This is a genomic window from Nocardia sp. NPDC057663 (assembly GCF_042799895.1).
GTDB lineage: Bacteria > Actinomycetota > Actinomycetes > Mycobacteriales > Mycobacteriaceae > Nocardia.
This window is the reverse complement of record NZ_JBHVHX010000007.1, coordinates 183257-210176: the sequence shown is the minus strand read 5'-3', so window position 1 is coordinate 210176 and position 26920 is coordinate 183257. Positions and strand designations below refer to the sequence as shown.

Annotated in this window: 27 protein-coding genes; 15 read left to right on the top strand and 12 right to left on the bottom strand. The window is 64.9% G+C overall.

Annotated elements, in window-relative coordinates; all coding sequences use genetic code 11:
* Positions 1 to 136 precede the first annotated feature (136 nt).
* Together ACFVAV_RS18455 and ACFVAV_RS18450 are read right to left on the bottom strand one after the other, a co-directional pair.
* On the bottom strand, positions 137 to 2245 hold the full coding sequence (locus ACFVAV_RS18455; RefSeq protein ID WP_379036146.1) for a nitrate- and nitrite sensing domain-containing protein: 2109 nt from the start codon (positions 2243 to 2245) through the stop codon (positions 137 to 139).
* A gap of 364 nt (positions 2246 to 2609) precedes the next feature.
* A complete protein-coding gene (locus ACFVAV_RS18450) occupies positions 2610 to 3569 on the bottom strand; it encodes an acetaldehyde dehydrogenase (protein ID WP_379036145.1) in 960 nt (319 codons plus the stop codon).
* 116 nt (positions 3570 to 3685) lie between these two features.
* Between ACFVAV_RS18450 and ACFVAV_RS18445 the strand changes: the two genes are divergently transcribed.
* The 4 genes from ACFVAV_RS18445 to ACFVAV_RS18430 all read left to right on the top strand — a co-directional run bounded on the left by ACFVAV_RS18445 (position 3686) and on the right by ACFVAV_RS18430 (position 6544).
* Positions 3686 to 4102, top strand: a complete 417-nt coding sequence (locus tag ACFVAV_RS18445) for an SDR family NAD(P)-dependent oxidoreductase (RefSeq protein ID WP_379036143.1) — start codon at positions 3686 to 3688, stop codon at positions 4100 to 4102.
* A gap of 248 nt (positions 4103 to 4350) precedes the next feature.
* Positions 4351 to 5004 (top strand): hypothetical protein, encoded by a 654-nt coding sequence (locus ACFVAV_RS18440; protein WP_379036142.1) that lies wholly within the window; start codon positions 4351 to 4353, stop codon positions 5002 to 5004.
* A 180-nt stretch (positions 5005 to 5184) separates the two neighbouring features.
* Complete coding sequence (locus tag ACFVAV_RS18435) at positions 5185 to 5766, top strand: nuclear transport factor 2 family protein (protein ID WP_379036141.1); 582 nt, start codon at positions 5185 to 5187, stop codon at positions 5764 to 5766.
* A gap of 208 nt (positions 5767 to 5974) precedes the next feature.
* The gene (locus ACFVAV_RS18430; RefSeq protein WP_379036140.1) at positions 5975 to 6544 is read left to right on the top strand and encodes a hypothetical protein; all 570 of its coding nucleotides are present in this window, start codon (positions 5975 to 5977) and stop codon (positions 6542 to 6544) included.
* A gap of 144 nt (positions 6545 to 6688) precedes the next feature.
* On the opposite strand, the gene ACFVAV_RS18425 is transcribed toward ACFVAV_RS18430, so the two are convergent.
* Positions 6689 to 7501 carry an SDR family NAD(P)-dependent oxidoreductase gene (locus ACFVAV_RS18425; protein ID WP_379036139.1) on the bottom strand — a complete coding sequence of 271 codons (813 nt, stop codon included), beginning with the start codon at positions 7499 to 7501 and terminating at the stop codon, positions 6689 to 6691.
* A 606-nt stretch (positions 7502 to 8107) separates the two neighbouring features.
* On the opposite strand from ACFVAV_RS18425, the gene ACFVAV_RS18420 reads away from it, so the two are divergent.
* From ACFVAV_RS18420 to ACFVAV_RS18410, 3 genes are all read left to right on the top strand, one after another.
* Positions 8108 to 9481, top strand: a complete 1374-nt coding sequence (locus ACFVAV_RS18420; protein ID WP_379036137.1) for a cutinase family protein — start codon at positions 8108 to 8110, stop codon at positions 9479 to 9481.
* A 74-nt stretch (positions 9482 to 9555) separates the two neighbouring features.
* Positions 9556 to 9906 carry an HNH endonuclease gene (locus tag ACFVAV_RS18415; RefSeq protein ID WP_379036136.1) on the top strand — a complete coding sequence of 117 codons (351 nt, stop codon included), beginning with the start codon at positions 9556 to 9558 and terminating at the stop codon, positions 9904 to 9906.
* Between the two features lie 480 nt (positions 9907 to 10386).
* A complete protein-coding gene (locus tag ACFVAV_RS18410) occupies positions 10387 to 10926 on the top strand; it encodes a hypothetical protein (RefSeq protein WP_379036135.1) in 540 nt (179 codons plus the stop codon).
* A gap of 118 nt (positions 10927 to 11044) precedes the next feature.
* On the opposite strand, the gene ACFVAV_RS18405 is transcribed toward ACFVAV_RS18410, so the two are convergent.
* Genes ACFVAV_RS18405 through ACFVAV_RS18395 form a run of 3 tightly spaced genes read right to left on the bottom strand, consistent with a single transcriptional unit; the run spans position 11045 to position 14357 of the window.
* Entirely contained in the window at positions 11045 to 11893 is an 849-nt protein-coding gene (locus tag ACFVAV_RS18405) for an SDR family NAD(P)-dependent oxidoreductase (protein WP_379036134.1), read from the bottom strand.
* Complete coding sequence (locus ACFVAV_RS18400) at positions 11890 to 12819, bottom strand: alpha/beta fold hydrolase (protein ID WP_379036132.1); 930 nt, start codon at positions 12817 to 12819, stop codon at positions 11890 to 11892. Before ACFVAV_RS18400 ends, ACFVAV_RS18405 begins: the two co-directional genes overlap by 4 nt.
* Complete coding sequence (locus ACFVAV_RS18395; RefSeq protein WP_379036131.1) at positions 12816 to 14357, bottom strand: flavin-containing monooxygenase; 1542 nt, start codon at positions 14355 to 14357, stop codon at positions 12816 to 12818. Before ACFVAV_RS18395 ends, ACFVAV_RS18400 begins: the two co-directional genes overlap by 4 nt.
* Before the next feature lie 76 nt (positions 14358 to 14433).
* On the opposite strand from ACFVAV_RS18395, the gene ACFVAV_RS18390 reads away from it, so the two are divergent.
* The 3 genes from ACFVAV_RS18390 (at position 14434) to ACFVAV_RS18380 (ending at position 17227) form a co-directional block, all read left to right on the top strand.
* Positions 14434 to 15708 carry a PucR family transcriptional regulator gene (locus ACFVAV_RS18390; RefSeq protein ID WP_379036130.1) on the top strand — a complete coding sequence of 425 codons (1275 nt, stop codon included), beginning with the start codon at positions 14434 to 14436 and terminating at the stop codon, positions 15706 to 15708.
* Positions 15709 to 15823: 115 nt separating this feature from the next.
* Positions 15824 to 16636 carry a hypothetical protein gene (locus tag ACFVAV_RS18385; protein ID WP_379036129.1) on the top strand — a complete coding sequence of 271 codons (813 nt, stop codon included), beginning with the start codon at positions 15824 to 15826 and terminating at the stop codon, positions 16634 to 16636.
* Positions 16637 to 16855: 219 nt separating this feature from the next.
* Positions 16856 to 17227, top strand: a complete 372-nt coding sequence (locus ACFVAV_RS18380; protein ID WP_379036128.1) for a hypothetical protein — start codon at positions 16856 to 16858, stop codon at positions 17225 to 17227.
* A gap of 70 nt (positions 17228 to 17297) precedes the next feature.
* On the opposite strand, the gene ACFVAV_RS18375 is transcribed toward ACFVAV_RS18380, so the two are convergent.
* Complete coding sequence (locus ACFVAV_RS18375) at positions 17298 to 17978, bottom strand: GntR family transcriptional regulator (RefSeq protein ID WP_379036127.1); 681 nt, start codon at positions 17976 to 17978, stop codon at positions 17298 to 17300.
* Between the two features lie 89 nt (positions 17979 to 18067).
* Here ACFVAV_RS18375 and ACFVAV_RS18370 point away from each other — a divergent pair, with 89 nt between their 5' ends.
* The 3 genes from ACFVAV_RS18370 to ACFVAV_RS18360 are packed head-to-tail and all read left to right on the top strand — an operon-like array spanning position 18068 to position 19730.
* Positions 18068 to 18601, top strand: coding sequence for a YbhB/YbcL family Raf kinase inhibitor-like protein (locus tag ACFVAV_RS18370; RefSeq protein WP_379036126.1), 534 nt, complete (start codon positions 18068 to 18070; stop codon positions 18599 to 18601).
* The gene (locus ACFVAV_RS18365) at positions 18598 to 18891 is read left to right on the top strand and encodes a hypothetical protein (protein WP_379036125.1); all 294 of its coding nucleotides are present in this window, start codon (positions 18598 to 18600) and stop codon (positions 18889 to 18891) included. Before ACFVAV_RS18370 ends, ACFVAV_RS18365 begins: the two co-directional genes overlap by 4 nt.
* Positions 18888 to 19730, top strand: a complete 843-nt coding sequence (locus ACFVAV_RS18360; RefSeq protein ID WP_379036124.1) for an SDR family NAD(P)-dependent oxidoreductase — start codon at positions 18888 to 18890, stop codon at positions 19728 to 19730. The genes ACFVAV_RS18365 and ACFVAV_RS18360 overlap by 4 nt, the downstream gene beginning before the upstream one ends.
* 202 nt (positions 19731 to 19932) lie before the next feature.
* Here the strand turns inward: ACFVAV_RS18360 and ACFVAV_RS18355 are convergent, their stop codons facing one another.
* The 3 genes from ACFVAV_RS18355 to ACFVAV_RS18345 form a co-directional block, all read right to left on the bottom strand.
* A complete protein-coding gene (locus ACFVAV_RS18355) occupies positions 19933 to 20775 on the bottom strand; it encodes an acyl-CoA thioesterase (protein WP_379036123.1) in 843 nt (280 codons plus the stop codon).
* A gap of 310 nt (positions 20776 to 21085) precedes the next feature.
* Entirely contained in the window at positions 21086 to 22165 is a 1080-nt protein-coding gene (locus ACFVAV_RS18350; RefSeq protein ID WP_379036122.1) for an alkaline phosphatase family protein, read from the bottom strand.
* A gap of 214 nt (positions 22166 to 22379) precedes the next feature.
* The gene (locus tag ACFVAV_RS18345; protein WP_379036121.1) at positions 22380 to 22664 is read right to left on the bottom strand and encodes a hypothetical protein; all 285 of its coding nucleotides are present in this window, start codon (positions 22662 to 22664) and stop codon (positions 22380 to 22382) included.
* A 426-nt stretch (positions 22665 to 23090) separates the two neighbouring features.
* On the opposite strand from ACFVAV_RS18345, the gene ACFVAV_RS18340 reads away from it, so the two are divergent.
* Positions 23091 to 23405, top strand: a complete 315-nt coding sequence (locus ACFVAV_RS18340) for a hypothetical protein (protein WP_379036120.1) — start codon at positions 23091 to 23093, stop codon at positions 23403 to 23405.
* A gap of 732 nt (positions 23406 to 24137) precedes the next feature.
* Entirely contained in the window at positions 24138 to 25115 is a 978-nt protein-coding gene (locus ACFVAV_RS18335; protein WP_379036119.1) for a helix-turn-helix domain-containing protein, read from the top strand.
* Between the two features lie 47 nt (positions 25116 to 25162).
* On the opposite strand, the gene ACFVAV_RS18330 is transcribed toward ACFVAV_RS18335, so the two are convergent.
* Together ACFVAV_RS18330 and ACFVAV_RS18325 are read right to left on the bottom strand one after the other, a co-directional pair.
* On the bottom strand, positions 25163 to 25696 hold the full coding sequence (locus ACFVAV_RS18330) for a hypothetical protein (protein WP_379036118.1): 534 nt from the start codon (positions 25694 to 25696) through the stop codon (positions 25163 to 25165).
* A 587-nt stretch (positions 25697 to 26283) separates the two neighbouring features.
* A complete protein-coding gene (locus ACFVAV_RS18325; RefSeq protein WP_379036117.1) occupies positions 26284 to 26784 on the bottom strand; it encodes a hypothetical protein in 501 nt (166 codons plus the stop codon).
* Between the last annotated feature and the right edge of the window lie 136 nt (positions 26785 to 26920).

The following is a 26920-nucleotide window of genomic DNA, read 5'->3' as shown; positions in this document are numbered from 1 at the left end:
CTCGGTGCCATTCACGATCGCGTTCATGCGGTTGCGTGCTTCATCGGCGGTACGCTGCCGTGGCGATTCAATAGCCGCAGGTTCGGGTGTCATTTCTGACCTCACCTGACGGGTACGGCGCGGCAGTCTCGGTCGATCATCTCAGCCCTGAGTCGCCAGGAGCGGTCGTGGGCCGTACTGCCCCGATCCGGTCGTTCGTGATGGCCGAGACCGGCCCCGGACTCGGACTCCAGGTCGGCGGATTTGGCGATTCCACCGCTTGGACGGCCGGAAACCGTTCAGGCTTACCGCTCTTCGACCAGGCAGGCTCGGGAACATCAAGGTCCCCATCGGCGAACTCGGCAGCGGCCGCCGCCGACTCCATGAGCGCGGAAGGGATCAGCACCACCGCGCGCACGCCACCGTATGCGGACTCATTCAAGCGCACCGAAATGCCGTGCTGCCCAGCCAGCTTCGCGACGACGAACAGGCCCAGCCGGGTATTGCCAGACACCGCCGCAACGCTGAAGTCGGGCGGATCGGCCAGCGTCGAATTGTGCTCGGCGAATTCGCCCTCGGACATGCCCAGGCCCTGGTCGGTGATCTCGACGACGACTCCCCGGCCGACCGTCATTCCAGAGACAGTCACCTGGGTTGCCGGCGGCGAACAGGCAGTGGCATTGTCCATGAGCTCGGCGAGCAGATGAACCACGTCCGCGACGGCGTGACCTGCAATTCGCGTCTCGGGCATACGCTCGGCGCGGATTCTGGCATAGTCCATGCTTTCAGAAACCGCACCGCGGACCACATCGAGCAGAGGGACCAGATTTCGCCAGCGGCGGCCGGGCTGCTCACCACCCAGAATGATCAGGTTCTCCGCATTGCGACGGGACCTGGTCGCGAGGTGGTCCAGCTGGAACAGCAATTCGAGCTGACGGGGATTCTCCTCCGTCCGTTCGGCTTGGTCGAGCAGCTCGAGTTGCCGATGTACCACGAGCTGGCTGCGATGCGCGATGTTCAGGAACACTGTGTTGATACCGGCACGGGTCTTGGCCTCGGCGATGGTGGCCGATACCGCCGCGAAGTGAGCACGGTTGAAGGCAGCGGCTACACGGCCCAATTCGTCGGTGCCGAAGTCCAGCGGGGCCTGCTCGGAGGTGGCGTCGACATCCTCACCCGCGCTGAGCCGCTTGAAAAGCGCAGGCATACGTTGATCAGCCAATTCCAGTGTCTCATTGTGCAATCGGTACATACGACCGATGAATCGGTTGGCGAGTACCAGTGCCGACAGGAAGGCCAGTGTGGCAACAAGCAGAACGCCGAGTCCACCGAGAAGCGAGTCACGAGCAGCCCGTTTTCCCTGATCGCGGGCTATGGCGTGGGCTTCGTGTCCCTGATCCTCCCACACCTTCTGCAACGCGGCATTGATATGCCCGGACGCCTTTTGCCAAACCTCGAGGCTCATCGGCAAGGTAGCCGTAGCCTCCACAGCCGTCGAGGCCGGTTGGCCACCGATCACTGGTCCGCGCAAAAGTAGCGCATCCTGCATCCCGATGACCTGCTGCCAGGCCACATCGTTGGTGATGGCGTGGAGTTGGGAGAGCCGGGCATCTTTCAAGATGGTGGCGGAATATGCTACCTCCGCACGGAATTCGCCGACCAGGCGGCTGAATTCGAGAAATTGACCCGCTGTCAGCTCACCGGTGGTCAATGCTACTGCACCGATCGTGTCGGCCTGCGAGAGCGCTTCGGCGGCGCGCAACAGCTCGACACAGTAGCTCAGTTCGATGGCTATGGGGGCATCCGGAGCGACTCGGGCCGCCAGCGTGGAGGCAGAGATGGTGACCCCGATGACCTGCGTGAAGTAGCGAAACACCTCATCAATGGACACCCGACGGGAGTCAACTCCAGCGCGCAGCGTCGGCACCATCGCGAAAAGCTTACTGTAGCCCTCGATCTCGGCGCCCGAACCGTCAGGATTGAGTTCGCTGGCCTCCTCACCCTTCACGACAATGGCAGCCAAGGCTTGGTCGGAGCGCTGCCGGACGGCAACCAGTCCATGCACCGCGCTGGCATCACCAGCCAGATGCAGGACCGAGAGCCGCCGTTCCTCTTCCAATGCCAACACCATGAGCTTCGCTGGAACTGTCGTACTGCTTGCGAATTCGGCCCACAGTGTGGACTCCCGGGCGGTCTTCACCAGAAACAGGGCCGCCCCGCCACCGATGGCCAGCAACGCCACGCTGGAAATCAGCACAATTCCCATCAGTCGAGCCCGAACGCTCAAGCGCCCACGGGCACCCGAGACAGAGTTCGTACCAACCGATTTGCGCAGGTCCTGACAGCTGCCCACTGTGGATCTTCGAATCTTCCTGCTCCTAGCTGCCGCGTTTCTCGACTTCACAGTTGATGACTGATTTATCATATCTGAGTCAATCATCACATCTGCTGGATGAGAGCGTAACCGAAGCGAAGGGATTCGACTACTGCCCCGTCATGCATGGCGACGGCCTTCTCCCGCCGGTGACCGCCGCTCACTGCCTCCATCGGCGGGGCTACGCACCCCTGGATCGGGCCGCAGCCCGGGGCCTCCCGGAATGTCACCTCACACAGCGAGATGCCGGCCGTCGTCATCCCACCGGCGCAGTCCTCAGCGCGGCGATTCGATCCCCGACGCGCACGGCAGCAGAAGTCGCGGCGTCCAGGCTCCCTAAAGGCCCCTTGCCGGAGTCAACGGGCGCCTCGACCTCGACGTTCACCGAGATTTGATGCGTGACTGCGCTGTCGCCGATCAAACCCAGCAACAGATCGTCCGCGGCGAAGGGCACGATCCGGACGTCATGGCGTAGTCGGTAGCCGGGCACATACTCCGCGACCTCCGCGGCCATCGCCTCGACCGATGCCCGCACAGCGGCATGCACCGAAGGATCGGGTTCGGTGATGAGTGCCAGCACAGTATCCCTCGTACGCGCCGGGGCGCTGTCGGGACTGAGGATGATGATCGTTCTCCCGATCTTGGCGCCACCTACAGATTCGACACCTGACGAGGTCCGTCGAAGGAACTCATCGACATCAGGGACAAACCAGGGCCCTACGGCCTTCGACGCTACGTACGCACCCACCTCGGCGTAAGCCACCTCGGTCACCCGGGTGATCGCAGCGACGATCGGGATCGTGGTCTGCCCCGCGCGAGTACCGATGTTCACCTCGGGCTCGCCTAGGAGTCGGTCCAGATTGACCGCTGGGACGACGCAACGACCCCCAGCAGCCGGGGACAGGTTTATCACACGCTTTCCGTCGGATCGCAGCGAATCGGCTTGACCGCAACGCGCAGCAGCCAGGGCGGTCACATCGAAGACGATATCGACCTCACCGTAGTGCGGCATCGTTCGCAGCCCTCCGACTCCGCGATTCGTCGTCGGGACTCCCAGACGATCCGCTTCGACCAGCCCCGGGGAGGCCGCGCCGAGGCCGGCCATTGCCACCAGCTCGAGGCTCGACGACTCCTCGAGGACCTTGATCATGAGATCAGTGCCGGTCGCGCCGGAACCGAGAATGGCTACTTTGGTCCGCCTCAACACTGCCTCCATGACGAGCGGCCGGGAACAATTACGATCACTTCCTCTACTCTGACGATAGCATCACTTACCAGTCTTTGCTAGGCACTGTTGACTCAGATAGAACACTAGTGTTCCATTTGGGATGGATGACCGCACGGCCGCGGGACAGCGGCAGGTCGCCAAGAGCTCAGGAGGCTTCGATTCCGACGACCGATCACCGGCAGACTTCCCATCCGACGAGATGGTCGCGCGCGCTGGTCACTGACACCTCAGCAGGTATCGGCACATCGATCGCCGAGGATCTGGCGGCCCTGGGCGTCAACCTGGTGCTCGTCGCCCGAAGCGAACACACCTTGCACCAGTTGGCCGAGTCGCTGCAGACAGCCCCCGGCAACGAGGGGCCGGCTCTGCGCGCAGACCTCACCTACGACAGGGCACGGAACGCGCCCGAACGTCCACTCGGCGTCGACCCCGTCTTCGACTCCCCGGGACATCCGGTGCCGCAGCGCACTCCTGTTCGGCGAAATGCTCTGACACGCACAGACCGTCGAGGAGTCGAATAGTGGATTCGACATTCGTGGTCGCGGGCGCATCATTCGTCGCCGCGTTCTTGTGGCGTGAAGTACTTGTCGGCCTACCCGCACTCCGATCGGACCCGTCGGCGGATCAGCTCTCATTCATCGCGGGCTACTACGCCCGGATCACTCGAACCGCAGGGACGAGGTCGGCCCTCGCCCTCGCACTTCTCGCGGCCGTGGGCGGACTTCTCACACAGATCATCACCGATGCGAGACCGGCATGGCAGTCGACGATGAGTCTGACACTGCTCGTCGCGGTTCCAGCGATCAGCTCATCGCTGACCTGGCCCGCCGCCAAGCTGCTGAGCAGTGGCATGGACCTGTCACGGATCACGCAGTGGGTCGCCGCTACCCTCACCCGCTGCCAGCTCGTTCTCGTCGGATTGACGACAGGCATCGTCGGAATACAGCTCCTCGAAGCGGGCGATACCCTGCCCGCGGCGATAGCTGTCGCTGGTGCCACGTTCTTCGCCGGCATCATGTGGAACGAGGTCCTGCTCGACTGTCCCATGAAGTCGACATCTCGATCGATCCCTGACGCGTACCCGGCGGTGCTCACGGCCTACTACGCGGTGATGACTCGAACCTCACGGGGACTGAACCTGTCCTCGCTCGCGCTGTGCATCGGCGCGACACTTGGCGCACTCGTCGTACAGCTACTCGACCCAAACATCGAAAAGAGCGGCACGATCATCTCTTTGGCCATCATGGTGGGATTGCTGGCCTTCTCCGGGACCCACACTTGGCCGGCTGCGGTTCGCATCGGAAGCGGTTCCGCCGACCACTCGGAACTGAATCGGATCGCCCGCCCTCTCGGGCTGAAACACCTCGCCTTCGTCGCGAGCCTTCTGACAGTCGCCACCATTCAGATCGCCACTCTCCTCTGAACGGCTGGCAGCGCTCGATCGACATCGACATCTGTAGGGCCGCGCGCCATCCACCCTGGAGCGTGCCCGGAATCGAGCACCGGCGTTCATCAGTCAACAAACAGGTCAGTACGCACTTCGATACCAACCGACGGTCACCGCAGAACAAGCATCGGTAGCCACGACACCCATGGAGATGCAATGGACAGAACCAAGTCGACAACCGACCTCGAGGTCCGGGTGGCCCGGCTGGAGGCGGTCGAGGCGGTACGTGGCACCTTTGCCCGATACACGCAACTGATGGACGGAGGGTTCGTCGACGAGCTACTCGACGTGTTCGCGACGGATGCAGACTTCTTGGCGGAGAACGAACCTCCAGGAAGCGGTGGCTCAGTCGACTACCGCGGCCGCTCCGAGATAGCAGGCCACTACCGCGCACTCCCCTACGGCTGGTTCCGACATCACACGACCAATACAACAGTGGATGTCTCCGCAAACGCGCAACAGGCCGAACTGTCGAGCTACTTCTTGACCACTTTCCCCGGCGGCGTCCAAGGCGGGCTGTACGAGGGCAGTTTCGCTCTCGACGTCGATGGCGTATGGCGTATTCGCCGCTGGCAGATCACGTCGTCGTGGGGTTGGGGAACCGGCGATATCGGATTCCAGTACTTCGAACCTCTCGCTGCACGCACCCTACGCGGCGGAAGGCCGGTCGTCTGGAACGAAACATTGGGATCACACGGCAATGAAACAGCACAAGAGTCCGTCGATCCGATCGGGTGACATCGACGCTGCGGCCACGCGGGCACTCCCTGCCGCACGGCTGTCAACCCACATCGACCGACAAGACTGTGGCGACACGGGCCGAAGCTGCCATCAATCGTCGCCCTAGCCATGAGGTGTGTAGGCGAAGCCATTCACAACCCACTGGCGCGCCACTTGTCAACAGCGACACCGCTTGTGACAGAAGAAGATTCAGGAAGGAAGTCAAATGACCGGACGGCATCGAGCAGTGACCAAGCAAGCCACCATTTTTCGCATGCTTCCCGTGGCCGTAGCACTGCCCGCAGCAATTGCTGTCGGCACCGGAGCCGGGGCCGCACAAGCCGCGCCGGTGCACGCTGTCGCTTACGCCCCTCACTCCCCGGAGCCCTTGGCGGCAACAACGACCTCAGCCACCGAGACTCCGCATATTGCGACCCCGGCATCGTCGGTGATCGATGCCGACACCGCGATTCACACTGAGAGCGTGGTAGCGCGACCAGCAACCTACGCCGACCAGGTGGCCTCCGCGGCACCGATTGCGAGCCCGATCGAGAACGCCACCTACCTCGGCTCGACCGCTGGACAGGTGATCGGCGGCATTGCCGGCGCCGGCCTGGGCGCACTCGGCGGATCGGCACTGGCGCCCACAGTTGGTGTCACCACGCCTGCCGCGGCAATCGGTGGCGGGATCATCGGCGGCGCGGCCGGAACCGTTGCCGGTTATTACGCAGGGGCCTACCTCGGGACACTTCTGGCTCAGCAAGCGCCCGACATCATTCCCAACGTCCTGCCCTGATTCGCCCAGTTCTGCCGACCACACCGTCATATCAGGGCTCCTGCCAGACCGGTACGGACGACATGGTTCCAGGGTTGATCGGCGGGACCTCGCTGAGGCCCCGCCGATCAATCATCTGGACTCGAGGTCTGCCGGCAGAACAGGTCAGTGTTGCGGCGCGAGCGCGGCGAAGATCTTGCGACCGAAACGCTGAGGGAGGACTCCCAGCATGGCGGCCGAGATCTTATAGTGCCTCCCCGGAACCGAAAGCGCCTTGCCGACTGCGGCGTCTGCCAGCGCGTCGGTAGCAACTCGCTCCGGAGACAGCACGAGCCAATTCGGGACACCATCGAGAGCGCCCTCCACACCCGCATGTGCCGTGAACTCCGTCCCGACGTAGCCCGGCATGACCGTCGTGACAGTTATGGCCGAGTCTCGAATCTCCTCATGGAGGGCTCCGGAGAAGCTGTTGACGAATGCCTTGGTTGCACCGTAGACGGAGTGATAGGGAGTCGGTTGCAGACCATCCAGCGATGAGACACTGACGATTGATCCCCGATCTTCGCTGCGCATCCGGTCCAGTGCCCGTCGCGAAAGCCGCAGTGGCGCTATGACGTTGACATCGATGGTTCTGATCTCGTCGTCGAGATCCGTGCTGGAGAATGCGCCGAACGTGCCGATTCCGGCATTGTTGACCAGGAGATCAATGAAAGGGTCGGCGGCCAGACGACGCTCTACGACTTGTAGGGACTGCGTGTCAGAGAGGTCGGCAGGTAAGACCTCGACTGCCACGTTGTGTCGTACCAGCAGTTCTTCGGCGAGCGACTGCAACCGCGCCTCGTCACGAGCGACCAGAACCAGGTCGACGCCTTGGCTGGCCAGGCATCGCGCGAACGCAGCACCGATACCCGCCGATGCGCCGGTTACCAGCGCTCGATTCCACCTTGCATGGCCTGCGGATCTCTTGCTGATTTTCACCGAGAATGCCTTTCGAGTGCGAGATTCATTGGAGCAGGAGTTGATCGGAGCATCGAGCTCTCGAAGGCAGCCGCGCCGACCTGGCGACCCAGTAGGCGGATGTCACGATGCTCGCTCCGATCCGACCTCGCTGCCATCCCACACTGCGACTGCTCGCCGCCTGCGCAAGTATATGACGAAATTCTCATTTCTGATAGTAGTATTGATTATTTTTCAGGGTCCCGCTTGGCAGCTCGCTCGATGCAAGACCGAGTCACATGTCCGCACCCCCAACCAGACAGGCAGCACCAACCGGCAGGCAGCAGAGGAACTATGTGCGGCTACGCAGGCGAGGAGGACGCGTGCCGACGACACGAACGCGAGTACGTGACACTGCGTGCCGCCCACACGGCCGCCCCTGCCTTGGTTGACGGCCCGATCGAACCACAGCCCGACGTCGATCAGAATCACTGCCCGACGCCCCCGGCGCCGAATCTGAAATGAAACTGTGTCTGAAAGTGTCGGCGAAACCGGCGGCGAGTGGCGAGAATGGGCCCCGACGGTTCGGCGCGACTCAGCACCTGCCGCACTGTCGCTAATCCCCTTCGGCAACAGAGGAATTGGACGATGAACAGGTTGTCGAGATCCGCCGCGGCGACGGTGGTTGCCGCCGTCGTCGCGGTCGGGACTGCGGCGGTCGGCGTCGCGCGGGCGGAAACGCCCGGCGCGCAGCCCTGCACCCCGTACACCGCAATTTTCGGGCCGGGGACCTGGGAGACCACGCTGGGCGCCGATCCCGAGGTGCCCGTCGGCATGCTCCGGCCCGTCGGCGATGGTCTGCAACGGCAGTTCGGCCGTGACATCACGGTTCTCTACGTCCCCTATGCCGCCAGCGCTTTCGACCAGGGTATGAGCTACGCGGAGTCCCTGAGCACCCTGGAATCCCGCTTGCGCCAGATGCTGCGTGGCCTGTGCAGCTCGACGCAGGTCGTCCTCGCCGGCTACAGCCAGGGCGCGGACGGCATCGGCGATCTCGCCACCGAGATCGGCAATGGCGACGGTCCCATCGATGCCGATCGAGTGGTCGGTGTCGGACTACTGGCCGATCCACATCGCGATCCGAATACCACACTCTCCCTGGGAAATCCGCAGCCCGGATACGGCATAGCCGGATCACGAAGCCGGGATTTCGGTGCGTTGAGCGAGCGGGTTCGCACCCTGTGTGCCGATGGCGATCTGTACTGTTCCCTCGATGCCGCCGCCTCCCCGTTCCTCGCCGTGTTGGGCAGGGTCCTGAGCGGTGATCCCGCACCGATCGCGAACCTCGTCCCCGCCACGGCCGATCCCAGCAGTCTGATCGCTCAAGCCGTCACCATGGGTGCCGGCTGGACCGCCACCGCGGCGAACCTGCCTACCATTCTCGACAACCTCACCCGCCTTCCGGAGTTCATCGCGGCGGGTGACATTCGTGGTGCGCACCGGACCGCGCGTGCCCTGAACGTTGCCCTGGCCCCGTTGGTCCAGGCCGCCGCGGGTGTAGACCGAGTCCTGGTCGCCCAGGTCATCCGCGCAGCCGCCGCCGTCGACCCCTCTGGTCGGACCGCAGGCGTCAGCGTCATCGCCGACGCCCTCCTGCACATCGATTTTCTGAGCATCGCCGACAGGGTCGGCCACATTCAGGAAATCCTCTGGCGTGCGGTCGAATCCCTCGATCGCAACGACCCCATCGCCGCCGCCGCCGACCTGGCGACCTTGGCCGCCGCCGGCGCCGATCTCACCGGCTCCGTGCTCGGCCCCGTCGCCGCCGGCATCCGAGCCGACCTCCACGCAACCACCCGAACCCTGCTCAGCATCGCCGACCCCGCCACCGTCGATGAGCTCGTCCAACTGGGCCGTCAAGGCGTGGACATGGCCAACTTCTATGCCTCCGCCGCCCACATCGACTACGGCGACGACGTCCACATTCTCCTGAGCTACCTGAGCTCCCAGGTCGTTTCGTAGCCTTTGGCGTGCCGCCTCGCGAAACGGTTGTGCCGCCGAAGCATCGCGGGCCAGCCGTCGCGTATTCTCACCTCGTGCCGACTGGCGGTAGCAAACAGGTTCGCGCCGCACGCAAGCGCAAGAAGCGGATGGCGCAGGTCACCCACGACCTCACCGACGCACAGTGGGACGCGCTCAAGACGTCCTGGGGCGGGTGCGCTTACTGCGGCTCCCCCGCCACCTCGCTGCAGAAGGACTGCGTGCAGGCCATCTCGCGCGGCGGCCGCTACACACTCGGCAACGTCGTGCCCGCGTGCGGGTCGTGCAACGCCAGCAAGTGCAACGCCGAGGTGACTGGCTGGCTGCGGCGCAAGAAGCTCGACGAACGCTCGTTCCTCGTGCGCCACTATGAGATCGCGGCCGAGCTCACAACCCGGTTCGCCTAGTGGCGTAGCACAATGGTGGAAGTTCTCCACAAGCCTCGGGGCGACACACCTATGGCTGGTCAACACGGCCACCAGCAGCGCACTCGCGATCCATGGGTCCCCGCGCCGGTGTCGACCACCACATCGGTTTCGCGGCTGGGACTTCCAAGCAAGCCGCACAAGGGCCGTGGGGCCTGAAAGCCGACGAAGCGGTACTCGCCCGTGATGAGACTCGGTGCAGGAATCTTGACCAACTTTCAGCGCAGCTCGAAAGCGGCCATCAGGCATGGCTGGTGCCAAAATTGCACGACACGCCAAGTGATGAGTGTGGCTCTCTAGTCGGCTCAGCATGTCTTGCGCGCAGAATGCTCGGCCAACGAACCGAGCAGTTCCCGACCAAGGTCCCGATTTGAAGTGACTTCGTACCCTAGGTGCCTGAAAATCGCGATGGTGGGATCGGGGCCCGTAAGAGAGTCCGCCCCATCGATGTGAGGTTCTCAGGTGACAAATTCGAAGCCGCCCAATTTGTTTCAACGCGCATCCGAGTCCGTCACCCCCGACCTACTGCCGACGAGAGAGCGACTGCCATACACCGTCTCGATCCTGCCTCTCAGCGGTGTCGACCGACTGCTCCCGGAAACCGCTGGCATGGCCGAGCAAACCGGCGTGTCCCCTCGCAATCCACGCGATCGCGGAATTGACCGCGACGGTGTAGTTCTCCGGCATCGCCTGCGTCCTACCACAGCGACAGAGACAAACGGCCTGTTTGTGATTGCGAGGCTCGACGCCGGCGACGCTGCGGTCGATGTCTACAGCAGCGAGTTCTATTGCGGTCATGCTTCCGATGGCGCCGTTTGCGCCCGTACCACGGCAATCTGGTCGAGGTCACTGCGGCTGGAACCGGGCACATCAGCCGATCTCGACGGGCTCGACCGGACGCTGGCTGCCGCCGGATACTGTCGCGTCGGCGGTTGGCGCGTTCGGGTCACAGCCAACGGCGCCGTCCGGTACTTCGCCGACGCAACAACTAGTTCTCGGTGAGCTGCAGACAGCCTTCAAGATCCGTAGCGTCCTGGCGTTCAACCAGTCGGGTTCGGCTCGGTGATGCAGGTTCACGACGAGGACGCCAGGAGTTCTCCGGTGATTCGGGTGGGCGGTTTCATCCGCCGAGGACGCGACGGTCGAACTGGGCCACGACTTTCGGGTACAGCTCCGGAAAGAGGCGGACGGCTCCGTCTAGGAAGGCGGCGTCGCGGCCGACCCGGATCCGGGGCGAGCCGGCGGCAACGCCGTCGAGGATGATGGTCGCGGCTTCGGCGGCATCCATGCGCAGCAGCTTCTCGTTGTAGAAGTCGGCCCGCTTGCGCTGGGCGGTGGTCACCTCCGCGCCGTCGGCGAGTGCGGCGGCGACACCGTTGGTAGCTATATCGGTCTTCACCCCGCCGGGATGAACCGTGGTCACCCGGACGGGGAGTCGGGCCGCGAGCATTTCGGTGCGCAGCGCCTCGGTGAAGCCGCGGACCCCGAACTTGCTGGCACAGTACGCGGACAGCGTCGGTTGAGCCAGGTAGCCGTTGAGGCTGGAGATGTTGACGACATGCCCGTCGCCGGAGGCGATGAGGTGAGGGAGAAAGGCTTTGGTGCCGTGGATGACCCCGAAGAGACTGACCGCGATCACCTTCTCGTAGTTCGCCCAGTCGCTGTCGAGCACGGTGGTCGAGTGGCCGGCGATCCCGGCGTTGTTGTAGATCTGGTGGACGGCACCGAACCACTCGACCATGTCGTCGGCGTAGGCGATTACCGCGTCGCGGTCCGCCATGTCGACGGTCGCAGAATGGACCTCGGTGCCGAGTGCGGCGATCTGGTCGTGGGTCTCTGCCAGGCCCCGGTCGTCGACGTCGGACACGGCGAGCAGTGCGCCGCGGCGCGCGAGCTCGAGTGCCAGGGCGCGGCCGATCCCGGAACCCGCGCCGGTGACGACGGCGACTTTGCCCTTGAAGGTGCTCATACGGGGTCTCCTGCTGATCGGGTGACGCGCGCGTGGTCGGTGATGAGCCGCGCCAGGCGGTCCAAGACACCGGGTGCGAGATGATGTCGCATTCCGGGGATTTCGATGTGACGGGCCCCGGGGACGGCGGCCGCTGTGGCCCGACCGCCGCTGGGATGGACCATCGGGTCGGTGTCGCCGTGGATGACCAGGGTCGGGGCGAGGATCGCGCTGATCTCGGCGCTCCGGTCACCGGAGGCCTGGATCGCGCCGATCTGCCGGGCGATTCCCGCCTGCGCACGAGGTCCTGCTCCGCGAATCCACGCCACTGCCGCCAGATTGCGTTCGACCGCCTCGTCAGGTGCGAAGACAGTCGAGCCGATGTGCCGCAGCATCGTCAGGTGCGCCGCGACAGCCTCGTCGACCGTGCGCGGTGGGCGCCGCGCCATGCGTACCCACGTCGACAGCGCAGGCTGACCGACCTTCACGTTTCCCGTCGTGGAGAAGATCGACGTGAGTGTCACCACGCGCGCCGGGTGCCGGGCGGCCAACGTCTGGGCGATCATCCCGCCCATCGACATACCGACCAGATGCGCTGCGCCGATCTCTAGATGGTCGAGCAGCGCGAGGACGTCGTCGGCCATGTCGGCCAGCGTGTAGGCGTCCTGGCGTGGGCGTTTGAACAGGATCCGCGCATTGCCCGGCGGCTTCCCGTTTCCGGCGCTCGAGCGCCCGACATCCCGGTTGTCGAGCCGCACGACCCGGAACCCGGCGTCGACGAGCCGGTCGACCATCGGTTCGGGCCAGGATCGCAGGTCCAGGCTCAAGCCGGCGATGAGCACGAGCGGCTCGCCGTCGGCGGGTCCGTCCAGCCGATAGCAGATACGCGATCCGTGCGGCAGCGTCACCACCTGTTCCGATGCTGCGCCGGTGTCGTCCGCGCTCATGCGGACACCGATGCGGCGTGCTCGGCCCGGCCCGCGGCGACCGCGGTCTCGAAGTGCAGTTCGGGGTCGAGGACGGCGGCCTCGCGCAGGAGTTTCACATCGTCCTGGTAGTTCATCGACGTCCGCCACGGCATCCGGTCGCCCTGACTGGGCAGCTGATCGACGGCGCGCTGGATGTAGCCCGCGGCGAAGTCGAGGAACGGCCGGGTCGGCATCGACGTGTCGGCGACCTCGGCGCGGGCGATGTCGTAGCCGTTGTCGTCCATGTGGGCCAGCAGGCGGCAGAAGTGCTCACAGAGCAGGCCGATCTTCAACGTCCACGAAGAGTTCGTGTAGCCGATGGCGTACGCGAGATTCGGTACACCCGAGAGCATCAGGCCTTTGTAGGCCACCGTGTCCGACGCGTCGACCGCGCGGCCGTCGACCGTCACCGGGATGCCGCCGAACGCCTGCACGTTCAGGCCGGTCGCGGTGACGATGATGTCCGCGTCGAGTTCGCGGCCCGAGACCAGCAGGATGCCGTTCTCGGTGAAGGTGTCGATGCGATCGGTGACCACCGACGCCCCGCCGTGCCTGATGGTCTTGAACAGGTCACCGTCGGGCACGGTGCACAGCCGCTGCTCCCACGGGTTGTACGGCGGATTGAAGTGCTCGTCGACCGGATAGCCCTCTGGCAGTTGCTTCGCGTTGGTCCACCGGATGACTCGCCGCATCAGCTGCGGGTACTTCTGCGACAGGCTCCAGACGAGTTTCTGCTGGGCGATGTTCTTGCGCCGGGTCCAGGCGTAGCCGCGTTCGTCGCCGAACAGGCGCTTCATCGCGTTCGCGATCGGATCCTTCTTCGGCACCGGCAGGATGTAGGTCGGGGTGCGCTGCAGCATCGTCACGTGCGCCGCGGTCTCCGCCATCGCGGGCACCAGGGTCACCGCCGTCGCGCCACTGCCGATCACCACGACGCGCTTGTCCGCGTAATCGAGGTCCTCGGGCCACTGCTGCGGGTGCACGATGGTGCCCTGGAACCGGTCACGACCGGTGAACTCGGGGGTGAACCCTTCGTCGTAGCGGTAGTAGCCCGCGGCAGAGAAGATCCAATCCGCGGTCAGCTCGAGGCGCTCGCCGGTGTCGGTGCGTTCGACCTGCAAGGTCCAGCGGACCTCCGCCGACGACCACGAACCACCGACGACCTTGTGGTGGTAGCGGATGTTGTCGTCGAGCCCGTTCTCGGTGGCGGTTTCGCGCAGGTAGTCCAGGATGCGTTCGCCGTCGGCAATGGATTGTTCGTCGGTCCAGGGTTTGAACTCGTAGCCGAAGGTGTGCAGGTCGGAGTCCGAGCGGATGCCGGGGTAGCGGAACAGATCCCAGGTGCCGCCGAGGCTGCCGCGGGCTTCGAGGATGGTGAAGCTCTTGTGCGGCAGCAAGGTTCGCAGGTATCGGCCCGCGCCGATGCCGGAGATCCCGGCGCCGATGATCAGGACGTCGACATGATCGGCGCGGGTGTCGCCTGCAGTCGACGGATCCGAGGTCTGCGTGGGTGTCATTGCGGCTCCTTCGTTGGACTCCGCCATCCACGGACTGCGCGGAGGCTGAATTCAAGGTTCGGGTACCAAGACACACTTGCGCTACATCATATCGACGCAGGATTCTGAACTTGTGGTTCAAAATGACGCACGCGACTCGAGCTGGCCCGAGCCGGGGCCCGAACTCGTCGACTTGATCCGGCAGGCCGCCGAGATAACACTCAACCCGCCGGCGGACTGGCTCCACGATCTCCACGAGGCGGCGCTGTCAGGGCAGCGGATGCAGCGCATCGCCGAGGACCCAGTACTTGCGGACTCGGTCCGACGGGCGAATCTGGCCAATATCACGCATTGGGCCTGGTCCAATGTGCAGAATCCCGGGCGCAGGGTACCGCCGAACGTCGGTCCAGAGGTGCTGTCTTCGGCAAGAGACCTGGTGCGTCGCGGGCTCGACGAGACGTCGCTCGACGCGTACCGCACGACCTACAGCGTGGTGTGGAACCGATGTATGGAGGTCTGCTTCGGGCTGACCGACGATCCCCGGCAGCTACGCGAGTTACTGGAACTCGCCTCGCTGTCGATTTCGACCTTCATCGAGGACACGATCGCCGCGGTCACCGTCCAGATGAAGGCCGAACATGCGGACTTGGTCCAGGGAACCAACGCCGAACGCCGCGCAACGGTGTCGCTGCTGCTCGAAGGGGCACCCATCCGGCTTGCGAACGCCGAGAGCCGACTGGGTTATAGATTGACCGGTCCCCACACGGCCGCTGTCCTCTGGGCCAGATCGCCCACAGTCAGCGATCAGCTCGAAGCTGCCGCGGAATTGCTCGTGCGGGTCGGCGGCGCCGGTCACCGGCTCACGGTCGTAGCCAGCGCCGCGGCGCTGTGGTTGTGGCTGCCCGTCGACACGGCACCCGAACTGGAACCTGTGGTGCGTGGCCTCGACGCCGCGCCCGACGTGCAGATTGCCATCGGACGACCGGGTAGCAACCTCGATGGATTCCGGAGTAGCCACCTCGACGCTCTGGAGACTCAGCGCATGTTGGCCCGTCTGACTTCTCACCGACGCGTCGCTCGCCACCAGGACGTTCAGCTCGTGGCAGTGCTGACCTCCGACCCGATCAGGGCCGACGAGTTCGTCGCCGACACTCTCGGTGCACTCGCCGGCACGGAACCAGAGGTGATCGACACTCTCACCATCTACCTCGAGGAGCAGTGCAACATCACCCGGACCGCCGAACGGCTCTACGCCCACCGCAGCACGGTGGTACGCCGCCTGGCCCGTGCTGAAGAGCTACTGCCCCGACCGTTGGCGAGCAACACGATCGCGGTGGGCGCGGCGCTCGACGTCCTTCGCTGGACACGCTGATTCCGCGGGATCGATCGAGTTGTGATCAAGCAGCCCATCTTCCAGGTCTTCATCCGGGCGAAAGCGTACTCCCCCAACCTGACCCGACATCGATGCCGAAGGAAGGAAATCGCGGATGACCGCGCCGCGGCGGTACTGGATCGAATTCGACCGACAGGAGTGCTCCGACGCACGGTTCTGGGAGGGCGTCGGCGTAACTGGGTTCGACGTACCGGATTGCTTGTCGATGCTGGCGGATCTGGTCCTCGACGGACCGTTGCCACCCGTGCGCCGAATTACGGTCGACATCTCACTGGCCGAGCCACTGCCGGTGAATCGCTGTCTCGGAGTCTCGGTGTGGCGCGGAGTGTGGTACCCACCCGTGAACCTTGAAACCGGGCCGACCCGCAGCATCGACAGACGAGGCGCGCCCTCCGACTACCCGGCACCTGTCACCGAATCACGCCACGTGCGGGCAGGTGAGACCCTGCGCACGAAGACCACGTGGTGGGACGAAATTCCGCATATCGACGGCCTGCGGTGGCCGCTGGTGACCATGCACAGCGCCGAGCACAGCCGCGGAATCCGGCACAGCGCCCCAGCGCTGCGCGCCGCCTGCGCCAAGGATCCGACCTATGGGCACATGCTGCGCGAAGCCCTCGACTACATGATCGCGTGGCACCCGACACCGGACGAATGGTTCGATCCGACCGAAACCAGGTTCGCCGATCAACGCGACCTGGACGAATACCTGCGAGCCTTCCGCGACTACTTGTCCGGCGATCGCCCGGAGCCGATCTGCCCTCCCGGTAGCGAACCGCTTTCACCCGAGGACCAGTACCTGCGAGCCGTCCGCATCTTGTTCGGAACTCGCCCGGAGCCGATCGACGCTCCCGGCAGCGAACGGCTCTCACCCGACGCGGACCCACGACTCCCCCGGGACGAGTGAAACCGGAGCTGATTGCCAACCTCGCCGACGCACGTCGAAGTATCGTGGTCTGAATGCTGATTCGGGCGTGGCAGGGAAGTTCGATTCATCTGGCATAGTCGTCCAAGCGCGACGGGTGCCGGCCTTCATAGGCTGTGGGGTAGTCAAACGAGAGGAACCCCGATGAACGTCCGTGCACGCCGATTCGGCCTTGCTGTGGTGCTCGGTGCGTTGCCGACCATGATCATGGCCGCGCCGAACGCGACCGCCGCAATCACCGGAGTGAGTGTGGAACAGCCGACCGAAGGCCTGCGTACCGGGTGCTCCTATACGGTGACGGTCGGTGTCGACGCGCCGGTTTCCGAGGCGGGTGAGGTGACCATCAGCATCAGTGGTGGTCAGGTCCCGGGGAATGGCGAGAGGCTCGGGGTCGCCGTTTATCATCCGGAGAACGGCACCGCGACCTTCGAGTGGACGCCTGTGTACTCCGGTCGCCACAATGTCGTCGCCCAGCAGTTCAAGCCCGGGCAGGTCACCTCCGCGCAGTACGTGACGGTCGAAGTCGGCGGGCGAGGTGTGAATACCGGAAGCTCCTGCCTGCCGCTCCCTTAGCCCGCCGGACGCGAAGTAGCGAACGTCAGCTCGATTGGCGTCGAGCCGCAGCGCCGGACTGTCGGACGTGTCAGTTTTCTTGCTCTGCCAGTGCGGCTGTCGTCAGGGTGAGGTGTCGAGTCAGGATGTCGACAGCTGTGTCGGAGTCACGGGCGAGCGTCGCCTCCTCCAATCGGCGATGCTCGTCAACTCCATCTCGCTCCGGGTTACGGTGTGCCCAGCGGCGGGCCAGCTCGCTCGCGACCCACATCCGGTCGAAAGTTTCCAGCAGCACCGGGTTGCCGCACCCTTCCAACAGGGCGCGATGAAACACCCGATGAGCCTCGGCCCATGCCTCGCTGTAGTACTCGCCGTCCTCCGGAGTGAATGCCGGTGTGCGCGCCAACCGGTGGTAGGCAGCTCGGACGTCGCCCTCCCAGTTGAGGTCACCACGTTCGATCGACATGCGTAGCAGGACCGGCTCGATGGCCCGGCGGGCCTCGCCGATCTGCTGCCAGCGGTGATCGGAAAAGGCTGGGACCGCGAAGCCGCGATTGGTCAGCCGTTCGGCCAAGCCCTCACCGACCAGCCGCACCAGCGCCTCACGCACCACGGCCAGACTCACCCCGCGTTGCCTGGATAGATCCTGCGGTTTGAGCGCATCACCGGGTGCGAACTCGCCGCGCATGATCGCGTTCCGCAAGTGCGCGTAGACCTGCTCGGAAAGCATCTGCTTCGCCGGCGAGGTCGGGGTGTGGGCGGTCCGAGTCATGGTCCGATCATAGACGATTTGACAAATCATCGATTATTTCCGCTATCGTCGATTGCGCCTACCCGACACGATGAGAAAGCCGCGACACGATGAGCGCAAACAATCCCTTCGCCCGCCTCCCCGAGGCAGCCGCATTCACGGTCACCAGCACCACGGTGAGCGACGGCGCCGCCTGGCCACCCGCCCAGTGGTCCTCCGGCGCCCCCGGCGGCAGAGACGTTTCCCCGCAGCTGAGTTGGAGTGGCGCACCCACGGCCACCAAGAGCTACGCCGTGACCGTGTACGACCCGGACGCTCCCACCGGCTCCGGTTTCTGGCACTGGGCTGTCGCCAACATCCCGGCCACGACCACGACCCTTCCCGAGGGTGCCGGAGACGACGCGGGTAGCGGTTTGCCGGTCGGCTCCTTCCAGTTGCCGAACGACGCGCGTCTACCTCGCTACATCGGTGCGGCACCGCCGGCGGGGCACGGTGAGCACCGCTATTTCGTCACCGTGCACGCCCTTGATGTCGACGACATCGGCATCGCCTCCGACTCCACTCCGGCTCTGCTCGGGTTCACTATCGCCGGCCACATCCTGGGCCGGGCGACACTCGTCGTCACGGCGGAGACACCGCAGTGAATTCCGTTCGAAGTGCCGGTCCGGCCACCGACGCGGATCCGTCGCCTGCACGGCTTCCGGCAACTGGGACGATCCCCTGCGAAGTCGAGATCATTCGTCACTCGCGGCGCGACGGCGACGCCATCGCCCGCTGGGTCCAGGTCATCGTGAACGGCATTCCGGTGCCGGCCACCGGAGAGCCGCGCGTCGTGCACACGCCCCTCGGCACGCACGTCGCGCTCGACCTGACCGCCACTTCGGTCACCATCCGGGCCGAGGACGGGAATACAGAACTCGAGGAAAGACTGTGAGCGACAACGACATCGATCGCATGGTCGATCGCACTGTGCTGATCACGGGCGCAACCGACGGACTCGGCCGCGAACTAGCGGTACGCCTCGGCGCTGCGGGTGCCCGGCTGATCCTGCATGGCCGCAACCGCGATCGGGCCGCAGCGGTCGCCGCCGAGATAACAGCCGCGAGCGGACACGCCCCGCGGATCATTCTGGCCGACCTGTCACGACTCGCGGAGGTGGACCGGCTGGCGGACGAGATCATCGCCCACACTCCACGATTGGATGTGCTGGTGAACAACGCCGGCACCGGCGGCGGGCCGGACGGGAAACGCGAACTCAGCACCGACGGCAACGAATTACTGTGGGCGGTCAACCATCTGGCCCCGTATCGGCTGACGCGGCGCTTGCTTCCGCTGCTGCGAGCCTCGGCTCCGGCGCGGGTGGTGAACGTAGCCTCGGCCGGGCAGCGCGAAATCGACCTCGACGATCCGACCCCCCAGCACGACTACAACGTGTACACCGCCTACTGCCGCGCCAAGCTGGCGATGATCATGGCAACCATCGAGTACGCCGAGGAACTCGACGGAACCGGCGTTACCGTCAACGCCGTGCACCCGGCCACCCTCATGGCCACGACCATGGTGCTGGAATCGGGCGCCACCCCGATCAGCACCGTCGCCGAGGGCGCGGCGGCGACCCTCCGGCTGATCTGCGATCCCGGCCTGTCACAGATGACAGGCCGGTATTTCAACGGCACCAGGCAGAGCCGGCCACATTCACAAGCCGACGATCCGAAGGCGCGTCGTCGCTTGCTCGAAATCAGCGACACCGCAGTCATTTCGGCGGTCGGCTGAGGCGGTGGGCCGGTGGGTTGCGCGTCACGTGACCCACCGCCCCACCACTCCGAATCCACAGATTGTGTCCTTCGTCGAACGCGCTACGTTGGCAGCCGCCGACCACGCGGACCGCACTCTCCGACGAGTTCGGCTGCCCGGATAATGTGCTGTTATCCGGGCAGCGTCGGCCCTGGAACGCTCAGCCGTGGGTTCTCGAGGACTATCCGTGCGCGCGCATCAGGCCCTGCGCATCTACCGAAGCCACCAATTCTCCAGCGCGCGTGAATATCTGAATCCGCGCGTACATGCGGCCCGCGCCCGCAAACGGGCTCTCGCAGCGCAGCAGCAGCCAGTCGTGCACGGTGAACGGCCGATGGAAGGTGATGGTCTGGGTGAGCATGGCCGACTGCCCCCGGCCACCGCGGCGCGCGATCTCGGCCTGCGGGTAGGGACGCGTGGCGACCGGGCCCAGGAAACCCTCACTGCCATGGGCCAACAGCGCCCGCGAAAACAACGGCAGATCGGGAGCCTTGTCGCAGCGCATCCACACATCCAGCGACGGCGGCCCCGCGAGGTCGAGCGCCAGCGCGTCCGCCCCACCCGGTGTCCGGACCTCCCACGGCAGCAGGGCACAAGGCAGGTCGGCGCACTCCTCCGGACCCGGCACCTCGGGCGGCAGTACAGCATGGTGTGCGAGGAAGTCCGGCTCGTCGACGCTGAGCATGGCCAGCACCCGGGCGTGCTCGCGCCCATCCTGCCGGAACGACACCTGCACGGTGGCCAGCGACCGCCCCGACTGGACGACCTCGACGTCCACGTCGACCTCACGATCGGCGTACCCACCGCGCGGGAACACACCGTGCAGCGACTGCACCGCCATGTGCGGCACCGTGCGCTCGGCCGCGACCACCGCCTGCGCCAACGTCTGACTGCCCAACGTCGTCGGCAGCGTCGAAGTCACGTTCCTCGCCCGGAATCGTCCGGGCGCGACCTCGGCGAGATCGAGCACGTCGAGGAGGTCAGGCAGGTCGACGACCGGCCAATTATCGGTTCCACCAGCCACCGCGGAATGCTCGCACACACCTCGATCTCCAGAGAAGTCACGGTGAGCGGTGAATGGGACACTTTCTCAACGAGGCCCCTTGACCACAGTATCCGCCGCCTCCGACACCTGCCTGATCAGGCAGCCAACGAAACGCCGCGGCCGTCGGGCGCGCGCCGACTCATTCACACCGTCGGACTCGCCGAACGAACCCGGCGATTCCTCTCCGGGCCACCCTATCGAGGGCGATCTTCACCGGCTCGGGACGGTTGTACAGGTCGGAATGTGAGTAGCCTTCGGCCACGCCGGCTATCTCGACCGCATCAACGCATCATCTGTCGGACGAACCGCTCGCCGATCCACTGCCCAGGAGGCACAACGGATTCGCCACCATGGCCGCCTGCGCCGAACCAGACGACGAACCGGTGATCCCTGAGTCGACCGGTGGCGTATTCGGTACCGGTGCTGCCGGGTTGCCCGAGCCGCCGGTCAACATCGACTCGCCGTCGAGATTCGCGGGAGCCGAGATGTCGAGCAGGTCCAGAACGGTCGGTGTGATGTCGGCGAGGGTGTACCCGTTGTTCTGCGTTCCCGCTGCGAACCCCGCTCCGCGCGCGATCACGAAACTGGCTGTCTCGTAGGCGCTCTGCCCACCATGGCCACCATCCGGCTTGTGCCCGTGGTCGGTGGTGACCAGAATCGTCCACCGCTCGTTCGAATGCGAAGCCGCCCGCGCGTCCACCGCGGCAGTGATCTTTCCGACCAGGCCGTCCGCGCGGGTGATGGCATCGCGATACGCCTGCGGCCAGATTCCGCGCAGCGTGTGTCCCACAATGTCGACCTGATCGAGGTGCGTGAACACCAGATCGGTCCCGTCGTCGGTGATGGCCGAGACGACCTCCGCGGTGGCGTTGGCATCGGCGGTGGTCTCACAGACGCCCGCACCGGTGGGATCGATCTGCGTGACGGTCACCCGGTCGGCCTGCGGGCTGCCGGTGCGCGCGATCATGCCGATCTTGTCCCAGGTCCCGATGGAGGCCGTCGACAACGACGGACGCTCCCGCTCCACCTGCGTGAACACCGTCGGGTACTGCGCGAAAGGTCCTGCGTTGCAGGTGGATCCATTGTCCTGAATTCCGTGTTTGTTGTCCCACACGCCGGTCAGTGCGGTTGCCCACGAGACGCACGACATGGTGGTGTGCGGGGCGATGGAGGTGCGTGCCAGGGTGCCCTCCGCGGCCAGGCGGTCGAGGTTCGGGGCATCGGCCGCCGACACCTCACTCCACAGGGTGCCATCGATACCGATGACCACGACCTTGTTCACGACCGGAGTCGCCGGGGCCGGTGCTGCTGCGGCGAGTGGGACAGCGGCCAGGGCGGCGGCCGCGAGTATGCGGTGAGTGCGAGACATGCGCGGGACCGTAGTTGCCGCGCGGCCCCAGCACCTGGCAAATTGGACAATTGACCGATAGAGTCCCGCCCACTGGGAAGTCCCCTGGCCTACCGCCGGCTCGGCTCGACCGCTCGGGCGACAAGGCCTGCTTGCCATTGGGTACGCCCACTGGTACCACTGTGTTTACCCGGGCGGCTGCCGCCCGAGCGCTGCTGCCCACCCACCCACGTCATCAGGTCGTCGCTGTGCCCGTAGCCAGCGACCGCATCAAATCTGGCCATCCCGAGTTGACGCCGGGTTTGCGATCGAGAAGACGCTCGATCTGGTGCTGAACTTCGCCTGGAAGGTCCTGCGGCATCGCCGAGAGCATGGCGGGAAGCTGCGAGCCGACTATGATCGGCAAGCATCCGACCAGCCGTGCACCATAGTGCTCGTCGATCACCGGCAGCTGTTCGACGATCGTGTACAGCTCCCTGTCCTCCATCAGGTTCAGCAGATGGACCATCGCCGAACCCACACGCCTACCCCGACAACCCGACCCGATGGATCGACCCACTCGGTCTGACACGCCGATATCCCCGACTGCTCCATGGCAGACGAACCTCCCGCACCAGGGATCGTCTTCCGAGCACTGTCTCCCGGCGAATACCCGGCACTCGGGCTTTCGCCCGCGACCCCGACGCCCTGGGTGTCACACCTCTGAGTCACGTTGCCGGTAAACAGGATTCACCGTGGATCTCCACAAGCAAGCTACCCGAGACAGCGTTCTCCAAGTACAACGGTGTAAATGGTATCGTCGCCATCAACCTGTCACGAGTCGCCAGCTTCACCGACGTATCCGGCGGATTCCAGGAAAGGGCCGATTGGACTTCTACGCACGAAAAGATCGAGAAGTCCTCATCTATCAACACGTCCCGCCCGAAGCGATCATTGGATTCTGGCAATGAAATACGACGCACCCGAAGTCCTGGAAGCACTCGACACAGCATGGGACCCAGAACGCGGATACCTCGGCAACCTACGCGACGGCAGATTCGTCCCCGAACTAGGAGACGCATACCTGGAGCTGATCCAATCGATCGAGATCCCCGAAGGTGAACGACTCCACGCCGACTTCGTCCGCCTGTTGTGGTTCGCTCCACAATTCTCCGAATGGCAGATCAAGCGTGCCGTCGACCGAGGAGCGGACCGCATCGAGGTTTCCAAGTACTCAAACCTGATTTGGAATGCCGTTACTGAACTCCTGGGTACGCCGTAGCCGCGGACGTGTCCTCCAGATCATTCGGTCCTGTCGCCGTGGTCGATGTCAGCGTCGCCATTTCGCGTTGAACGGCACCGCCACCGCAGCCACGGCGAGCACGACTCCGCGATCGGCGCGCCGATATCCGCTGGCACAACCAGCACGCCCGGCCCAACAAGTCGGAGACCATCGCACAATCCTGCAACGTACAACCGCAACACTCACGGGTCTAAACTGATCCGCCTTCTCGTTCGACGCTCCCCGCGCCGATGAACATGGCTGACGGATCAGTAGCCAAGGAGTGCGCAATTTCGACGACGACCATCGCCGCCGAAACCCTCCCGGACACGACCGGCCTGGAAACTCCGGTGCTGGCCAGGAACACGCCGAACTGCTTGCCCCACACGGCCTCCGACCCCGACTGCCAGACACCAAGGGGGCATTGGAATTGAGCGAGACCGCAATCGATCCGATCGCTGACGCACGCAGCACTACCAAGCGGCACCGGTCGTCGTAAGCTGGGCGACCGGTAGTACGGATGTGCATGCTCCATGGGTGGCGATCTGGTCGATCGTGCGAGTGAGTGCCGCACCGCGGCTCGGCGAGCTGGGCGGGGATGGTCGGTGGTGGTGATCGGCCCGTGCTGACCCGATGTGATTCGCCCGGGGTCGCCACTCTCGGTGGAATCGGTCCGGCGACACCCAGCCGCGGGAGAAGCATCTCGCTAGGTGCGCGTGGCAGGATCAGGTGGTGCTCGAGCTTCCCGATGGCCGACCGCAGTTCTCGACCTCGCAACTGTCGGCGAGCGAGGCCTTCGAGGCATGGGCATCGGCCATCAGCGCCGCGCTGATCCCGATCTCGACCGAACCGTATTCGGGCACAGAGTTCTTCGGTGAGGCCACGGGCCTGATCGATCGCCCTGATGTGCGGATGTCGGCGATCACCGCGAGCCCGTCGACGATGTGGCGAGCAGATCACCACATCGGCGCCTCATCCGAGCAGTACATCACCGCCAACATCGTCGTCGACGGCATCATGCGTTTGCGGTACGGCGATGACCGGTCCGAGCTGCGGCCCGGTTCGCTGATCGTGATCGACAGCCTCAACCGGATCCATGTCGATGCCCCGACACCGCATTCCTTCCTCACTGTCATGGTCCCTCGCGAGCACATCGCCGAATCGATCGGGGTAGGTGATCGCGCGATGGTGGAGCCGTTGGTATTGACCGATGAGCTGGCCCGCCTGACGTCGGGCTACCTGTGCGATGTCGCGATGCTGGCGCCGAGTGAGCACCATCGGGCCGCGAAGGTCATCGATGCCGCCGCAGACCTTCTCGCCCAATCCATTTCGATCGCGCTGGGCGAACGGGACATCTTGGACCCGGCTTCCGATGTCGTGGCTCGGCGCCGGGTCCTCGACTATGTCCATGCCAACTTCCGTGACCCGGAGCTGACGATCGAGCGCCTCGCCCACGACTGCCACATATCCAAACGAACTCTGTACCGGCTCGTCGGGTCCGAGCAGGTTTCCGGACCGTCGGGGTTGCTTCGTTCGGTGCGTGTCGATCACGCCTGCCGGCTCCTACGCAGCGCACCCACCGTCGACATCGCCGCGATCGCGTGCGCCTGCGGGTTCGGCAGTGCCCGCCAGTTCTACCGCGCGTTCCACAGCCACATGCAAATGACCCCTGGCGAGTACCGGGCGAGCGCGGCAGCGGGCCGACCCTAACCGCGGCGGTGGCGGGCCGACGGCAGCGCCTGCGAACAGCCGGCTCCTCACAGCGTCTCCGTCGTGATCAGCGCAGCCGCGTCGGCGGTCGCTTCGGCCGCCCGGCGGATCTCGGACGCGACGCCGGGAGATGCCGCCAATGCTGTGGCGTGTACGCGAAGTTCAGTGGCCAGAAGGATCAACAGTGTCCGCACCATGGGAATGTTGGGGCCCCGCGACCGCAGCACCGGGTCCGAGGTGGCGAGCCTGGGGTGCGCCAACGCGGGTCGATCGGTCGACAGGACCGCCCGCAGGGCGGCCTCGACATCGTCGATCAGCAGATCGCACTGCAGCGCGGTCGTCGAATACGAAGGTGGCGCCGAGATCGCGAGATCGGCGACGACTCGCGATGCGGCACCGATCGCGGCGACAGCGTGGTGGCATCGACCCAGCGCCACCACGGGGGAATCAGTGGACGGGGACATGGTGAGCCGGGTCCGGGCATCGGAGAGCAGCGCCGCGACACCACCGGGATCATGGCTGTTACGCGACGGAAGCGTCCGATCGACCTGCGGCGTCGAGCCGGAGGAATCGCTGCTCATCGGCGCAGGCTAACGCTGACAACCGAGCACTTCTCGTTGCGAGAGTCGAATGAGGCCGGTTCGCAACATTCTCTGACATATTGTGCCTCATCCAGTGACATCTGGTCTCAGCCCGAACCCCACCGCGTCACCGCATCGCAGCGTTTCCGGGTCAGCGCCAACGGTGCCGGCACGCCGACCTGATGGCATCATCCTTGTGAATCCCGGCGCGGTTGCGAATGTCGGCATCGCGCTCCATCAGTCCTGTCGCCACCAAAACTTTGGTCTGACAGGCGCGATGTCTGCGGAGTAGCGTTGTTCATGCCTCGGCTCGTTCCGTCGAGCCGGGGACCAAACAACACCGGTAACAAATCCCAGGCTGCGGGGGCAATGGACGCGAGATCCTCAGGCGTGCAGAGCTTCTCGCCAGCCGCAGCGATCTGGGTCAGGATCGATTCGGTGGCGGCGCGGTGGAAAGTTTGTGTGCGAGCTTCGACTGACGGCACGGTCAGACTATGCGGTGCGTTGTCGTCCTTGTCCCCGATACCGGCGGCGTGAATAGTCGCGCCGGCGCGAACGTGATGGTGGTGTCGGTCGCCCGCGCTTTCCTAACGTCGATCCTTTTTTGCTTGACGTCGAGCTCCAGCCGCGATGGTCGAGGCTTCGTACTTCTTGCGACCGGACGACTCTCGGGTGGTGTCGACGCGCGCCTTCCCTGAAGACCGCACCTTTCCGTCACCGGTGTCGATGTCGCTGAACGAGGGGGCATCGTCGCGGGCCAGTGCCAACCGTTCCTCTTTCAACCGGAGGGCACTGTGCCGAGACGCCGCGGCCAGCTGCCGACTGACTCGACTGAGAGCATTCTCGAACACCTCCGCCTTGCCCGCATTGCGCTTGTTCGCCGCCTTGCCGGATCCGCGTGCACCTTTGGATTCGACTTTGGTGGCGCCGGCCCTCCGGTACAGCTTGACGTACTTGTTGCGAGCACGCCGGATACGGCTATGCAGCGCGATCAGGTCATCCTCGTCGAGGTCCACGATCTGAGCCTTCTTCGTTTCACGGATCAGCACGTACTCGTCCTCGGACAGGGAGTTCAGAATCTTCTTCATGTTGAATCCAATCCATCGAGTGCTCACCGAATACCTCCATGGTAATGGCAAGGGTGGAGGCCACCTATTTCCGGTGCAGGTCCGACCCGGGTTTCACCGCCCCATGGTCAGTGCATCGAGACGGCGTGTCTGACAC